The sequence below is a fragment of the Dactylosporangium sp. NPDC051484 genome (assembly GCF_040689395.1).
Classification (GTDB): Bacteria; Actinomycetota; Actinomycetes; order Mycobacteriales; family Micromonosporaceae; genus Dactylosporangium.
The window spans coordinates 38,432-52,045 of record NZ_JBFAZX010000026.1 but is presented as its reverse complement, the minus strand read 5'-3'; the positions used below and the strand labels follow the sequence as shown (position 1 = coordinate 52,045).

Genomic DNA, 13,614 nt, shown 5'->3' with positions numbered 1-13,614 from the left:
GACCCGGCCCTTTTCGCCGTCCCGCGGTCAGGCGCGGATGATCGCCAGCAGCAGCACGACGAACGCGCGACCCAGGTAGATCGTGGACTTCACGGGGGAGTTGCTCGGCGTGCCGGCCATCCGGGGGCGCATCGCGACAGGGATCTGGGTGAGCTTGTAGCCGTTGCGGGCCAGCCGGACCAGGACCTCGATCGTGTCGCCGAGGTATTCGGCCGGATACCAGTGCGCGAAGAACTCGATCAGGCGCCGGTTGCACGCCCGGTGGCCCGACGTCGTGTCGGTCAGCCGCGTCCTCGACAGCCTCGACAGCACCGCCGAGAGCATCTTCATCGCCCACTTGCGCGGGCCCTTGACGCTGTAGCCGCCCTCGCCCGCGAACCGGGCGCCGATGACCAGGTCGTGCTCGTCGAGCGCGTCGACGAGCTTCGGAATGTACCGCGGGTCGTGCTGGCCGTCCGCGTCGACCTGGATGGCCACGTCGTAGCCGTGGTCGCGGGCGTAGCGGTAGCCGGTGCGCATCGCGCCGCCGACGCCGAGGTTGAACGGCAGCCGGGCGACGATCGCGCCGGCCGCGGCGGCCCGCACGGCGGTGTCGTCGGTCGAGCCGTCGTCGACCACGATGATGTCCACCACCGGCAGCTCGCCGTGCACCTCGCGCACGACGTCGGCGATCGACCCGGCCTCGTTCCAGGCCGGGATGATGATCAGGACGCGCTTACCGTTGATCATCCGGGACCACCTCACTGGCCGAAAGGTCCTGCGGGCGGGGGTGGCCCAGCTCGCTGCGCAGCAGCGCCAGGTCCTCGGCCAGCGTGCGGGTCTCCTCCTCGAGCCGGCTGACCTCCCAGCTCAGGTGGACGGTCACGAGCAGCAGGAAGACGATGCCGAGGAACAGCACCAGACTCACGCCGGAGGCGATGCCGAGCAGCTTCGCGACGTTGTCGGTGATGAACGGGAAGAACGCCATCGGCACGATCAGGATGCTGACCGCGAGCCAGAGCATCGCGTACTTCTCCTGCAGCTGGCGGCGGCGCAGCAGCTCGACCATGAACGCGAGGACGGCCAGCGCGGTCAGACCGGTGACGATGGTGAGCTTCAACGCGGGCCCCCTTCTGCTCCAGTGGCGAACTGCGGGTCGGCGAGCGCTGCGGCGAGCATGCTACGCCATGGGCGCATCGGCGCGAGTCCGGCGGCCGTCCAGCGGTCGTGCCCCAGCACGCTGAAGGACGGGCGGGGCGCCGGGCGCGTGTACGCGGCGCTGGTGGTGCGCCGGACCCGCGCGGGGTCGTGCCCGGCCTCGGCGAAGACCGCCTCGGCCAGGCCGTGCCACGAGGTCCGGCCCGAGGCGGTGCCGTGGTAGACCCCGGCCGGCGCGCCGCTCTCGGCGAGGCGGACCAGCTGCCCGGCCAGGTCGCGCGACCACGTGGGCTGCCCGACCTGGTCGTCGACCACCTCGACGAAGTCGCGCTCGGCGGCCAGGCGCAGCATCGTGCGCACGAAGTTCTTGCCGGTGGCGCCGTACAGCCACGCGGTGCGCACCACGTAGCCGGTCTCCGGCAGCGTGTCCAGGACCGCCCGCTCGCCGGCGAGCTTGCTGCGCCCGTAGGCGTTCAGCGGCGCCGTCGGCGCGTCCTCGGCGTAGGGTTCGGTCGCGTCGCCGGCGAAGACGTAGTCGGTGGAGACGTGCAGCAGGCGCGCGCCCGTCGCCGCGCAGGCGGCGGCGAGCGCGGCGACCGCGGCACCGTTGACGGCGGTCGCCGCGGCTTCGTGCGACTCCGCGCCGTCGACGTCGGTCCAGGCGGCGGCGTTGAGGACCACGTCGTGGCCCTCGACCAGGTCGCGGACCTTCGCCGCGTCGGTGATGTCCAGTTCGGCCCTCGACGCGGCGGTGACGTCCCGCCCGCCGAGCACGGCCAGCAGGTCGTGGCCGAGCATCCCGCCGGCCCCGGTGACCAGGAAGCGGGTCATGAGCCCAGCGCCGCCCGCGCCTTGAGCGGCTCCCACCAGGCCCGGTTGCCCTGGTACCAGGCCACCGTCTCGGCGATGCCCTGCTCGAAGGTCACCTGCGGGGTGTAGCCGAGCTCATTGCTGATCTTGTCGACGCACAGCGAATACCGCCGGTCGTGGCCCTTGCGGTCCTCGACGTAGCGCACCGCGGACTCCCAGTCGCGCCCGGTCGCCGCGAGCAGGGCCTCGGTCAGCTCGCGGTTGGTCAGCTCGCGCCCGCCGCCGATGTTGTAGACCTCGCCGGCGCGCCCCTTCTCCAGGGCGAGCTGGATGCCGGCGCAGTGGTCGGACACGTGCAGCCAGTCGCGGATGTTGCCCCCGTCGCCGTACAGCGGCACCTGCGCGCCGTCGATCAGGTTGGTGACGAAGAGCGGAATCACCTTCTCGGGGAACTGGTAGTGGCCGTAGTTGTTCGAGCAGCGGGTCACCACCACCTCCATGCCGTGGGTGCGGTGGTAGGCCAGCGCCAGCAGGTCGGAGCCGGCCTTGGAGGCCGAGTACGGCGAGTTCGGCGACAGCGGCCACTCCTCGGTCCAGGACCCCTCCTGGATCGAGCCGTACACCTCGTCGGTCGAGACGTGCAGGAAGCGCCCGACCCCGGCCGCGCGGGCCGCGTCGAGCAGCACCTGGGTGCCCAGCACGTTGGTCGTCACGAACGGGCCGGCGCCCAGGATCGAGCGGTCGACGTGCGACTCCGCGGCGAAGTGCACCACCGCGTCGTGGCCCGCCATGAGCTCGCCGACGAGGCCGGCGTCGCAGATGTCGCCCTCCACGAAGGTCAATGCCGGATCGCCGGCCACGGGGTCGAGGTTTGCCCGGTTCCCCGAGTAGGTGAGTTTGTCGAGGACGGTCACCGCAGCGCCGGCATACGCGGGGTAGCCGCCGCTGAGCAGGGTGCGAACGTAATGGGAGCCGATGAAACCGGCGCCGCCGGTGACGAGGATTCTCACGGCTTCGGGAGTTTAGTCCAAACCGGTCGCGGCCGGGTCGACCCCGGCACTGTACGGATCGTAGGGTGTCCGAGTGCGTGGCATCATCCTCGCCGGTGGGACCGGCTCGCGTCTGTGGCCCCTGACCAAGGCCGTATCGAAGCAGCTCATGCCGGTCTTCGACAAGCCGATGATCTATTATCCGCTCACCACGCTGGTGATGGCGGGCATCCGCGAGATCCTGGTGATCACCACCCCCGAGGATCAGGAGTCCTTCCGCCGCCTGCTGGGCGACGGCTCCCAGTGGGGCCTCGTGATCAGTTACGCGGCGCAACCGCGGCCCGAGGGCCTGGCCCAGGCATTCATCATCGGCGCGGACTTCATCGGCGACGACACCGTCGCGCTGGTGCTCGGCGACAACATCTTCCACGGCGCAGCGCTCGGCCAGCGCCTGTCGGACAACGCCGTTCTCGAGGGCGGGCGGGTCTTCGCCTACCCGGTGGCCAACCCGCAGGACTACGGTGTCGTCGAGTTCGCCCCCGACGGGCGGGTGCTCTCCATCGAGGAGAAGCCGGACCGGCCGAAGTCCCGCTACGCGGTCCCCGGTCTGTACTTCTACGACAACCGCGTGGTGCGCATCGCCCGCGACCTCAAGCCCAGCGACCGCGGCGAGCTGGAGATCACCGCCGTCAACGCCGCCTACCTGGAGCGCGACGAACTGCACGTGGTCGTGCTGGATCGCGGCACGGCGTGGCTGGACACGGGTACGTTCAACACGATGGTGCAGGCCGCCGAGTTCGTCCGCGTGATCGAGGAGCGCCAGGGCCTCAAGATCGGTTGCGTGGAGGAGGCGTGCTGGCGGGCCGGCCTCATCGACGACCAGCGGCTGCGGGAACTCGCCGAACCGCTGCGCAAGAGTGGGTACGGCGAATATCTGCTGCAGCTGCTGGAGTGGACGAATTGACGCACGAGCCGCAGAATCGCACCCGCACATGACGACCGACACGCTACGGAGCAGCACGTGAAGATCCGACCGCTCTCGATCGGCGGCGCCTGGGAGATCGCCCCCGTGCTGCACGGGGACCCCCGCGGCCTGTTCACGGAGTTCTACCGCTTCGACCACCTGGCCGCCGAGGTCGGCCACCCGCTGCGCCTGGCGCAGGGCAACCTCTCGGTCTCCGCGCGCGGGGTCGTGCGCGGCATCCACTTCGCCGACGTCCCGCCGGGGCAGGCCAAGTACGTCACCTGCACCCGGGGCGCCGTGCTCGACGTCGTCGTGGACCTGCGCGTCGGATCCCCGACGTTCGGCCGCTGGGAGGGCGTCCAGCTCGACGACGTCGACCGGCGGGCGGTGTACCTCTCGGAGGGCCTCGGCCACGGCTTCTGCGCCCTCAGCGACGACGCCACCCTTACGTACATGTGCTCCGAGACGTACAACCCGACGGGTGAGCACGGCGTTCACCCGCTGGACCCGGACCTCGCCATCGCCTGGCCGGCCGCCGACCCGACGCTGTCGGCGCGTGACGCGGCGGCGCCCACGCTGGCGCAGCTGCGCGACGCGGGCCGTCTGCCCGACTACGCCACCTGTCAGGGCTATACCGAAAGTCTGCGGTCCCAATAGGTTCGAATCCGGTCCGCGGCGGCTAATGTCTGTACATGGACCGGCGAATTTTCGGCCTTGAGACCGAATACGGGGTCACGTGCACCTACCGGGGGCAGCGCCGCCTGTCCCCGGACGAGGTCGCCCGCTATCTGTTCCGGCGCGTCGTGTCGTGGGGCCGTTCCAGCAACGTCTTCCTGCGCAACGGCGCGCGCCTCTACCTGGATGTGGGCTCCCACCCGGAATACGCCACGCCCGAGTGCGACTCGGTGCCCGACCTGGTCGTCCACGACCGGGCCGGCGAGCGGATCCTCGAAGGACTGCTGGTCGACGCCGAGCGCCGCCTGCACGACGAGGGGATCGCGGGCGAGATCTACCTGTTCAAGAACAACACCGACTCCGCCGGCAACTCCTACGGGTGCCACGAGAACTACCTGGTCAGCCGGCACGGCGAGTTCGGCCGCCTGGCCGACATCCTGATCCCGTTCCTGGTCACCCGCCAGCTCATCTGCGGCGCCGGCAAGGTGCTGCAGACCCCGCGCGGCGCCGTCTACTGCCTCTCGCAGCGCGCCGAGCACATCTGGGAGGGCGTCTCGTCGGCGACCACCCGGTCCCGGCCGATCATCAACACCCGCGACGAGCCGCACGCCGACGCCGAGCGCTACCGACGCCTGCACGTCATCGTCGGCGACTCGAACATGAACGAGGTCACCACCCTGCTCAAGGTCGGCACCGCCGACATCGTGCTGCGGATGATCGAGGCCGGCGTCGCGATGCGCGACCTGTCGCTGGAAAACCCGATCCGCGCCATCCGGGAGGTGTCGCACGACATCACCGGCCGGCGGCGGGTGCGCCTGGCCAGCGGCAAGGAGATCTCGGCGCTGGAGATCCAGCAGGAGTATTTCGACAAGGCCACCGAGTTCCTGGACCGCCGCGGCTCCGACGCGCCGACGAAGCGGGTCATGGACCTGTGGGGCCGGGTGCTGGGCGCGGTCGAGACCGGCAACCACAAGGACGTCGAGCGCGAGGTCGACTGGGTGACCAAGCTCGGCCTCATCGAGCGGTATCAGGCCAAGCACGACCTGCCGCTGTCGCACCCGCGGGTCGCGCAGATGGATCTCGCCTACCACGACCTGCGCCGCGGCCGGGGCCTTTACGGGCTGCTGGAGAAGCGCGGGGCGGTGGACCGGGTTGCCACCGACCTGGAGATCTTCGAGGCCAAGGAGACCCCGCCGCAGACCACCCGGGCCCGGCTGCGGGGCGAGTTCATCCGCCACGCCCAGGAGCGCCGCCGCGACTTCACCGTCGACTGGGTGCATCTGAAGCTCAACGACCAGGCGCAGCGCACCGTGCTGTGCAAGGACCCGTTCCGCGCCTACGACGAGCGGGTCGACCGGCTCATCGCCAGTATGTGAGCCGGGTCGTCACACGCGGTGTGTGACGGAGGAGGCCGACGGGGTTACGCTGGCCCGCGCTATGGATGACATACCGGGCCAGCTGCCCCCGAAGCTCAACGCCGACTTCAACCCGGACCGGCCGGCCAAGAGCCGGCAGGGCCGCCGGCTGCAGCGCATCCGCGAGGAGATCGAGCGCAACCGGACCGAGGGCCCGAAATACCCGACCTGGCTGCTCGCCCTCGTGCTCGTCCTCATCATCGCGTTCTTCGCGCTGATCGTCATCTACGCGTGAGACGGTTCGCGCTCGTCCGTCACGGCGTGGCGGGGATGTCCGCGATCAGCTTCGCGGCGTAACGGCCCGCCGCCGCGGCCGACAGGAAGTAGGCCTCGTCCTGCGCCAGGGTCCGGCCCATCGTGGACAGCTGCACCGGCAACGCGGCCAGGGCGGCCGACAGGTCCGCCGACGGCACCTCGACCACGGTGTGGGGCGGGCTCAGGGTCGCCAGGGCCGCGCGGACCTCGGCGGCCAGCGCCGGGGTCAGGTCGGCCGGCATGACCAGGTCGGCGGGGGCCAGCGCCACCCGGCCGAAGGCGGTCAGGCTGTGGTGGGACACGCCCCGGTGGCGGGGGCGGGGGTCGGCGTCGGAGATGCGCGGGGCCGCGACCGGGCGCCCGCCCAGCGCCGCCACCGCGTTGACCGCCTCGCCTGCGGCCACGCCGGAGAAGCCCCAGCTCGTGCCCGTGCCCAGGTTGCCCGGGCCCTGCGTGACGACCGCCAGGTCGGCGCGCAGGCCGTGGCGGGCCGCGAGGAGGCCGCTGTGCACGTTCGTCGACTCGAGGTCGCCGCCGAACGCCTGGCCCGTCGTGACCGTTCCGGCCAGCAGCGGGCGCAGGGCGTCCAGCGTGCGGGAGAACCAGGCGGGCAGGGCGCCGCCGTCGGTCATGACGTAGGCGACGCGGGCGTCCGGGCGGTCCGCGAGGACGCCGGCCACGACCGCGGGCAGGGCCGAGTGCAGGTCGGCGACGACGACGGGCATACCGCCGAGGTCGGTGGCGCCGGCCAGCGCCGCGCGCAGGGGAGAGTCCTCCTCGTCGGCGGCCAGGACGATCGCCTGCAGCGGCGTGTATCGCGCCTTCACCACGTGGCCGGGCGCGTCCGCGTCCTCGGGCAGGCGGTCGGGGACCGCCACGACCAGGGCGTACCCGCCGGTGCCGAGGCCGAGCGCGAGCGCGTTGAGGTTGAGCAGGACCCGGTCGCCCGGGCGCGGGGTGCCCACGAGGGCCGGGTAGGCCAGGGCGCGCACCGAATCGGGATCCTCCGCCCGCCGGGCCTCGACGGTGACGTCGAGCTCGAGACTGCCGCGCCACTCGCGGCGGGCGGCGACGACGGTACCCCAGCGCCAGCGGATCACCGCGCAACCGTAACGCAGCGACACAGCGCGCATTCGCCGTGACCGTGTGAACGCTCACCGGGTGGGCGACGCGGGACAGGTGTTCGGGCTGGTAGGTTCGCTCCGTGTCGCGGATCCGAACCGAGCGTCTGGTGAATCTGGTGATCTGCCTGCTCGCTACGCGCCGTTTCCTGACCGCCGAGCAGATCGCGGCCATCGTGCCGGGATACGAGCACGATCCGGGCGACGAGCGCGACCACGAGGCGTTCCAGCGCAAGTTCGAGCGGGACAAGTCGGAGCTGCGCGAGCTCGGCGTGCCGCTGGAGATGGGCACCGCCAGCATCTTCGACAACGAGCAGGGATATCGCATCGCCCGGCGCGAGTATGCGCTGCCCGACATCCCGCTCGCCCCCGACGAGGCGGCCGCGGTCGGCATCGCCGCGCGGCTGTGGCAGCAGACCGGGCTGGCCGCGGCGGCGTCCTCGGGGCTGGCGAAGCTGCGCGCCGGCGGCATCGACGTCGACCCGCACGCCACGCTCGGCGTGGAGGCCGTGGTCACGGTCGACCCGGCGTTCGAGCCGCTGACCGCGGCGGTGCGCGACCGGCAGGCGGTCACGTTCTCCTACGAGGTCCCCGAGCGCGACGGCGCCGGCGTGCGCCGCCTGCAGCCCTGGGGCGTGGTGTGCTGGCGCGGCCGGTGGTATGTGGTCGGCCACGACCTCGACCGCGACGCCGAGCGCTGCTTCCGGCTCTCGCGGGTCGTCAGCGGCGTGCGGCGCATCGGCCGGCGCGGTGCGTATGAGCCGCCGAAGGTCGACCTGATCGGATACGTCGCCCGCTCCAGCGGACCCGTCGAGCGCACCGGCCGGGCCACGGTCCTGGTGCGCTCCGGCCGCGCGGCCGGCGTGCGGCGCTGGGCGGAGCGGTGCGTCACCGGCCCGGACGGCGACCGGCTCACGCTGAGCTACGCCGACGTGGACTTCTTCGCCGGCTGGCTGGTCGGCTACGGCGCCGACGTGGTCGTGCTCGACCCGCCCGAGGTGCGCGACGAGGTGGTCCGCCGGCTGCGCTCGGTCGCCGCCTCCTACGCACCGGCCATCGGCGACCAGGCCGCCGCCGGGATCGGGGTGCCGGCGTGACGAACTCGGCGGACCGGCTCGGCCGGCTGCTCAACCTGGTGCCCTACCTGCAGGCGCGCCCCGGCGTCACGATCGCCGAGGCCGCGGCCGACCAGGGGATCACCGACCGTCAGCTGCGCGAGGACCTCGAACTGCTGTGGATGTGCGGGCTGCCGGGGTATGGCCCGGGCGACCTCATCGACATGGCGTTCGGCAGTGGGCCGGCCGGCGACAGCGTCACCCTGACGTACGACGCCGGGATCGACCGCCCGCTGCGCCTCACGCCCGACGAGGCGCTCGCGCTCATCGTGGCGCTGCGGATGCTCGCCGAGACCCCGGGCGTGACCGCCGGCGACGGTGTTCAACGGGCCCTGGCGAAGATCGAGAGCACCGCGGGTGACCTCGCCGACGCGCCGGTCGCGGTCCGGCTTCCCGGCAACACCGACCGCCTCGAGGAGCTGCGCGGCGCCGTCGATCGCCGCCACGCGCTGCGCATCACGTATTACAGCGCGACCCGGGACGAGACCAGCGAGCGCGTGGTCGACCCGATGCGGGTGCTCGTCGTGGGGCGGTGGGCGTATCTGGAGGCGTGGTGCCGCCGCGCCGAGGCCGTCCGGCTGTTCCGGGTCGACCGCATCGACGCCTCCGTCGAGCTCGACGAGCCCGCCCGGGTGCCGCACCAGGCCCGCCCCACCGACACGCGCACCGGCAGCCTCTTCACCCCCACCCCCGACCTGCCACTGGTCACGCTGCGGGTCGGCCGGGGCGCGAGGTGGATCACCGAGCAGTATCCGTGCGAGGCGGTCGAGCGGGGCCCCGGCGAGCACTGGACGGTCTCGCTGCGCGCGTCCGACCTCGACTGGGCCCGCCGGTTCGTGCTCGGCCTCGGCGCCGAGGTCACCGTCGTGTCGCCGCCGCGACTCGCCGAGGCGGTCGCCGCGGAGGCGCAGGCCGCGCTGGCCGCGTACATGCTCTAAGGTCGATCACGTGCTGTGGTGGATCTCGGGCGGAATCGTCGTCGTCGCGCTCATCGTCCTGATCGGCGTCGCGCTGAGCGTGATGGGCCGGCTGCGGGAGTTCGACAACGCCGCCCGCGCCATGCAGGCGCGCCTCGCCGACGGCCAGAGGCGGGTGGAGCCCCGCCTGCTCGCGCTGCAGCAGACGGTCGAGACGATGCTGCCGCAGCTGGAGGCCATGCAGGAGAAGTCCCTCGCGATGCAGGCGAGGCGCGACGGCGGCACCGAAAACAGTTAACAAGCCTGCCGGATCAACCGGGCAAAGCGTACCTTTGTCCGGATGGGTGGTTGACGATGAGGCGGGGCACCGTCAACACTCGTCAAGACTTCAGCGGCCGGACCCCTTCCCGCTAACCGGCCTCTGCCTTCACCCGCCGGTGGTCAGTACGATGGGTGCGGCAGCTTGAATACAGTGAGGTGGCTTCAATGGGTGCACTTAGGCCGTGGCACATCATCGTGCTGGTGGTGGTGCTGATCCTGCTGTTCGGCGCCAAGCGCCTGCCTGACGCGGCGCGTTCGCTCGGGCGCTCGATGCGCATCATCAAGGCCGAGACGAAGGGCCTCGCCGACGACGACGTGGACGCCAAGGCCGAGGCGCAGTCGGGCCGGCAGCCGCTCAGCGGCGAGATCGCCGACAGCCAGCCGTCGCCGAAGCCTCAGGTTGACCCGGTCGACCACGCTCGTGAGCGCTGAGGCGCGCTCCGGACGTGAGCATCATCGCGCGGCGGCGTAACAAGCAGCCGTCGAACTTCGCGCGCGCCGCGGATGGCTCCATGACCCTCATGGAGCATCTGCGGGAGCTGCGCACCAGGCTCTTCCGCGCCTGCCTGGCGATCCTGATCGGCACGATCGCCGCGTGGTGGCTGGCCAACCCGGTGGTGGAGTACATCGGGGAGCCCTACTGCTCGCTCATGGCGAACAGGGCGATCCAGGAGTCGGTCACCCACGCGCTCCCGGTCGGCTGGAAATGCCCGTTCGTCCAGCTCGGCGTCACCGACGTGCTGTTGCTGAAGCTGAAGGTCGCGCTGTGGGTCGGGCTCATCATCGCCAGCCCCGTATGGCTCTATCAGCTGTGGGCGTTCATCGCGCCGGGCCTGCACCGCAACGAGCGCCGTTGGGCCTACCTCTTCGGCGGCCTCGCCGCCCCGCTGTTCGCCGCGGGCGCCTACCTGTCGTTCGTGGTGGTCTCCGAGGGCCTCGTCTTCCTGCTCGACATGACCGGCCCGGAGATCACCACACAACTGGAGATCACCCGCTACGTCGACTTCGTCACCGGCATGATGCTGGTCTTCGGCCTGGCGTTCGAGTTCCCGCTCGGCGTCATGCTGGCCAACATCGCCGGCATCGTCACCGGCAAGCGGCTGCTCGGCTGGTGGCGGGTCGCGGTGTTCATCACGTTCATCTTCGCCGCGATCGCGACGCCGACCGCCGACCCGTTCGGCATGACGGCACTGGCGCTGGCCCTCTCGTCGCTGTACTTCGCGGCCGTCGGCTTCGCGACGTTCAACGACCGCCGCCGACGCCGCAAGCAGCCGTCGTACGCGGGCATCGGCGACGACGAGGTCTCCTCGCTGGACGACTACGACGTCGAGCCGGTCGAGGCCGCGACCCCGATCGGCAGCTACGACCCGATCGACGCGCCGGCACCGGTGGCGGCGCCGACGCCGATCGAGCGGCCGAAACCGCTGGAACGCGGCTTCGACGACATCACGTAACACCGCATCACGGAACATCGCGTCCGGCTTCCGACGGCGCCCCGGGCCTGTGCCCGGGGCGCCGTTCGCGTCCGCACTTCGCGGGCCCGGCACTGAACGTTTACAGTCTGCGCCGTGAAGATCGCGTTACTCGCCAACCCCACCGCCGGCAAGGGGCGGCGCGCCGGGCTGCTGCCCGCCGTCGAGGAGCGGCTGCGGGCCGGCGGGGCGGACGTGGTGGTGTTCGGCGGGGGGAGCGCCGCGCAGGCGCGCGAGCGGGCACACCGGGCCGTCGCGGACGGCTGCGACGCGCTCGTGGCCATGGGCGGCGACGGGACCGTGCACCTCGGGCTGCAGGCCGTTGCCGGGACGGGCGTGCCGTTCGGGATCGTGCCCGCCGGCACCGGCAACGACTTCGCCGCGCGCCTCGGGCTGCCCGCCTCGCCGGTGGCCGCGGCCGGGGTCGCCGCCGACGCGCTGCGCGACGGGCGCAGCCGTGCGATCGACCTCGCCCGGGTGAGCGGGGCGGACGGGACCGTCGCCTGGTTCGGCGCGGTGCTCGCCGCCGGGTTCGACGCGTTCGTCAACGAGCGGGCCAACCGCATGCGGTGGCCGAAGGGGGCGCAGCGGTACAACCGGGCCGTCGTCGAGGAGCTGCTGGCGCTGCGGCCCCGGCGGTACCGGATGAGCCTCGACGGCGCGGTCAGCGAGTTCGACTCCGTGCTCGTCGCCGTGGGCAACACGGAGAGCTACGGCGGCGGGTTCCGGATCGCGCCCGGCGCCGACCCCGCCGACGGGCTGCTCGACGTGGTGGTCGCCGAGCCGCTCGGGCGGCTCACGCTGATGCGGCTGCGCCCGAAGGTGCTCAAGGGCACCCACGTGCTCGACCGGCGGGTCCGCACCCACCGGGCCCGCGCCGTGGAGCTGGCCGGCGCGGGGATCACCGCCTACGCCGACGGGGAGCGGATCTGCCCGCTGCCGGTGACGATCACGTGCGAGCCGGGCGCGCTGACGCTGCTGGCCTGAACCCGCGCTCGGTGCCCCGAGCCCGCGCCCGGCGATCGGAGCCCGGGCCCGAAGCCTCGCACCCGATGGCCTGATGCCCGATAACCGGGCGCCCCGGTGACCCCGCGCACGGTGGCCGTCCGGACGGCCCGGACGCCGGGGAAACGTCCCCGGCGTCCGAAAGGTGCCCGTTTGCCCGGCGTTCAGGCGGCGTTGCGGATGCGGATCTTGACGCCGCCGGCCGTCGGCTCGGTCGACACGTCGGACTGCTCGACGTCGGCCGGGACCGAGAAGCTCCGGCTGAACGAACTCGAGCTGGACGAGCTCGACGAGAAGTGCCCGCCGCTGACGTCGAGGCTCTCCGACCGGCTGCCGCCGCTCTGGCCCTTGATCGTCAGGCGGCCGCCGCCAACCTGGACGTGGACGTCGGCCGGGTCGACGCCCGCGACGGTGATGACCAGGTCGTCACCGTCGGTCGCGGTGCTCACCGACGCCGCGTGGGCGTGGTGGGCGGCGTTGCCCAGGTCCTGCTCGAGGCGGGCCAGGGCGCTCGTGGGGTCCCAGCGGTTCAACGGCATGGTGTACCTCCGCAAACAAAGAAAATTCGTATCGTTGCTTGCACTGTCGTCGCGGCGGGACGGCGCGGCAAGCGCAGAGCCGATGTTGCGACAATGTTTCCCGGTCCAGGGTGATGCTCATAGGCCGCCGCTACAACAGCCGCAGGATGCCACCCAGGCCGTGCAGCTTGCCCGGCGCACTCTCCGGGAGGACAAGGACGCTGCAGCCGGCCGCCGCGGCGCCGGCGTCGGCGGGCGTGTCGCCGACCATCAGGGCCCGCTCCGGGTCGACCCGCAGCGCCGCGCAGGCCCGCCAGAAGATCGCCGGGTCGGGCTTGGTGCGGCCGACCTCGTAGGAGAGCACGAACTCGTCGACGAGGTCGGCGAAGCCCAGGTCGGCGGCGAGCGCCCGCAGGTCGAAACCGATGTTGCTCACCACGGCGACGGGGACGCCGGCCGCGCGCAGGGCCCGCAGGGTGGGCACCGTGTCGGCGTAGAGCTCCCAGCCGTCGGCGAGCAGCAGCCGGTCGTACAGGGCCGGGGCCAAGGACCCGTCGACGGTCGCGGCGAGTCCGGTGAAGCAGGCGCGGTGCGCCTCGACGGACAGGTCCCGGTCGGCCCACACCTCGGCCAGGTGCGCCGGCACCCGGTGCGGCCTCGGCCCGCCCGCCCGGCCGGCGGTGGTGAGCCGGTCGGCCAGGACGGTCGCCTTGCCCCGCTCCAGTGTCGTGCCCATGCTCCGCGCCGCCAGTGTCACCCAGCGGACGGGGTCCTCCACCTGCGCAAGCGTGCCGTGGAAGTCCAGCAGCACCGCCTCAATCGGTCGTCGGGAGGTGAGTGACTCATCGCTTTCCGGCACGCCAGCACGATACCCAGGAGCGGATCCGGGCCCGCTTCGCC

Annotated in this window: 17 protein-coding genes; 10 read left to right on the top strand and 7 right to left on the bottom strand. The window is 72.1% G+C overall.

Features of this window, described 5'->3' with window-relative positions; genetic code table 11:
• Window positions 1-27: 27 nt before the first annotated feature.
• The 4 genes from AB0367_RS30440 to rfbB are packed head-to-tail and all read right to left on the bottom strand — an operon-like array spanning window position 28 to window position 2,957.
• Complete coding sequence (locus AB0367_RS30440; RefSeq protein WP_366229912.1) at window positions 28-729, bottom strand: glycosyltransferase family 2 protein; 702 nt, start codon at window positions 727-729, stop codon at window positions 28-30.
• On the bottom strand, window positions 716-1,099 hold the full coding sequence (locus AB0367_RS30435) for a DUF2304 domain-containing protein (RefSeq protein WP_366229911.1): 384 nt from the start codon (window positions 1,097-1,099) through the stop codon (window positions 716-718). Before AB0367_RS30435 ends, AB0367_RS30440 begins: the two co-directional genes overlap by 14 nt.
• The gene (gene rfbD, locus AB0367_RS30430; protein ID WP_366229910.1) at window positions 1,096-1,968 is read right to left on the bottom strand and encodes a dTDP-4-dehydrorhamnose reductase; all 873 of its coding nucleotides are present in this window, start codon (window positions 1,966-1,968) and stop codon (window positions 1,096-1,098) included. The genes AB0367_RS30435 and rfbD overlap by 4 nt, the downstream gene beginning before the upstream one ends.
• Entirely contained in the window at window positions 1,965-2,957 is a 993-nt protein-coding gene (gene rfbB, locus AB0367_RS30425; RefSeq protein WP_366229909.1) for a dTDP-glucose 4,6-dehydratase, read from the bottom strand. Before rfbB ends, rfbD begins: the two co-directional genes overlap by 4 nt.
• Before the next feature lie 73 nt (window positions 2,958-3,030).
• On the opposite strand from rfbB, the gene rfbA reads away from it, so the two are divergent.
• The 4 genes from rfbA to AB0367_RS30405 all read left to right on the top strand — a co-directional run bounded on the left by rfbA (window position 3,031) and on the right by AB0367_RS30405 (window position 6,225).
• The gene (gene rfbA, locus AB0367_RS30420; protein ID WP_366229908.1) at window positions 3,031-3,900 is read left to right on the top strand and encodes a glucose-1-phosphate thymidylyltransferase RfbA; all 870 of its coding nucleotides are present in this window, start codon (window positions 3,031-3,033) and stop codon (window positions 3,898-3,900) included.
• 57 nt (window positions 3,901-3,957) lie between these two features.
• Window positions 3,958-4,557, top strand: a complete 600-nt coding sequence (locus AB0367_RS30415; RefSeq protein ID WP_366229907.1) for a dTDP-4-dehydrorhamnose 3,5-epimerase family protein — start codon at window positions 3,958-3,960, stop codon at window positions 4,555-4,557.
• 35 nt (window positions 4,558-4,592) lie between these two features.
• Window positions 4,593-5,951, top strand: coding sequence for a Pup--protein ligase (gene pafA, locus AB0367_RS30410; protein ID WP_366229906.1), 1,359 nt, complete (start codon window positions 4,593-4,595; stop codon window positions 5,949-5,951).
• 61 nt (window positions 5,952-6,012) lie between these two features.
• Window positions 6,013-6,225: a hypothetical protein gene (locus AB0367_RS30405; protein WP_366229905.1), complete on the top strand. Its 213-nt coding sequence runs from the start codon at window positions 6,013-6,015 to the stop codon at window positions 6,223-6,225.
• Window positions 6,226-6,244: 19 nt separating this feature from the next.
• Here the strand turns inward: AB0367_RS30405 and AB0367_RS30400 are convergent, their stop codons facing one another.
• Window positions 6,245-7,345 carry a DUF3866 family protein gene (locus AB0367_RS30400; protein WP_366229904.1) on the bottom strand — a complete coding sequence of 367 codons (1,101 nt, stop codon included), beginning with the start codon at window positions 7,343-7,345 and terminating at the stop codon, window positions 6,245-6,247.
• A gap of 104 nt (window positions 7,346-7,449) precedes the next feature.
• Between AB0367_RS30400 and AB0367_RS30395 the strand changes: the two genes are divergently transcribed.
• The 6 genes from AB0367_RS30395 to AB0367_RS30370 all read left to right on the top strand — a co-directional run bounded on the left by AB0367_RS30395 (window position 7,450) and on the right by AB0367_RS30370 (window position 12,178).
• The gene (locus AB0367_RS30395) at window positions 7,450-8,463 is read left to right on the top strand and encodes a WYL domain-containing protein (RefSeq protein ID WP_366229903.1); all 1,014 of its coding nucleotides are present in this window, start codon (window positions 7,450-7,452) and stop codon (window positions 8,461-8,463) included.
• Window positions 8,460-9,419, top strand: a complete 960-nt coding sequence (locus tag AB0367_RS30390) for a YafY family protein (protein WP_366229902.1) — start codon at window positions 8,460-8,462, stop codon at window positions 9,417-9,419. Before AB0367_RS30395 ends, AB0367_RS30390 begins: the two co-directional genes overlap by 4 nt.
• 10 nt (window positions 9,420-9,429) lie before the next feature.
• Window positions 9,430-9,696, top strand: coding sequence for a hypothetical protein (locus AB0367_RS30385; RefSeq protein ID WP_366229901.1), 267 nt, complete (start codon window positions 9,430-9,432; stop codon window positions 9,694-9,696).
• A gap of 188 nt (window positions 9,697-9,884) precedes the next feature.
• Entirely contained in the window at window positions 9,885-10,151 is a 267-nt protein-coding gene (gene tatA / locus AB0367_RS30380; protein WP_366229900.1) for a Sec-independent protein translocase subunit TatA, read from the top strand.
• Between the two features lie 80 nt (window positions 10,152-10,231).
• Complete coding sequence (tatC, locus tag AB0367_RS30375) at window positions 10,232-11,173, top strand: twin-arginine translocase subunit TatC (protein WP_366229961.1); 942 nt, start codon at window positions 10,232-10,234, stop codon at window positions 11,171-11,173.
• A 114-nt stretch (window positions 11,174-11,287) separates the two neighbouring features.
• Window positions 11,288-12,178 (top strand): diacylglycerol kinase, encoded by an 891-nt coding sequence (locus AB0367_RS30370; RefSeq protein ID WP_366229899.1) that lies wholly within the window; start codon window positions 11,288-11,290, stop codon window positions 12,176-12,178.
• A gap of 182 nt (window positions 12,179-12,360) precedes the next feature.
• Here AB0367_RS30370 and AB0367_RS30365 read toward each other — a convergent pair whose 3' ends face one another.
• Both AB0367_RS30365 and AB0367_RS30360 read right to left on the bottom strand, forming a co-directional pair.
• Entirely contained in the window at window positions 12,361-12,735 is a 375-nt protein-coding gene (locus AB0367_RS30365; RefSeq protein ID WP_366229898.1) for an Hsp20 family protein, read from the bottom strand.
• Window positions 12,736-12,865: 130 nt separating this feature from the next.
• Window positions 12,866-13,573: an HAD-IA family hydrolase gene (locus AB0367_RS30360; RefSeq protein WP_366229897.1), complete on the bottom strand. Its 708-nt coding sequence runs from the start codon at window positions 13,571-13,573 to the stop codon at window positions 12,866-12,868.
• Window positions 13,574-13,614: the final 41 nt, after the last annotated feature.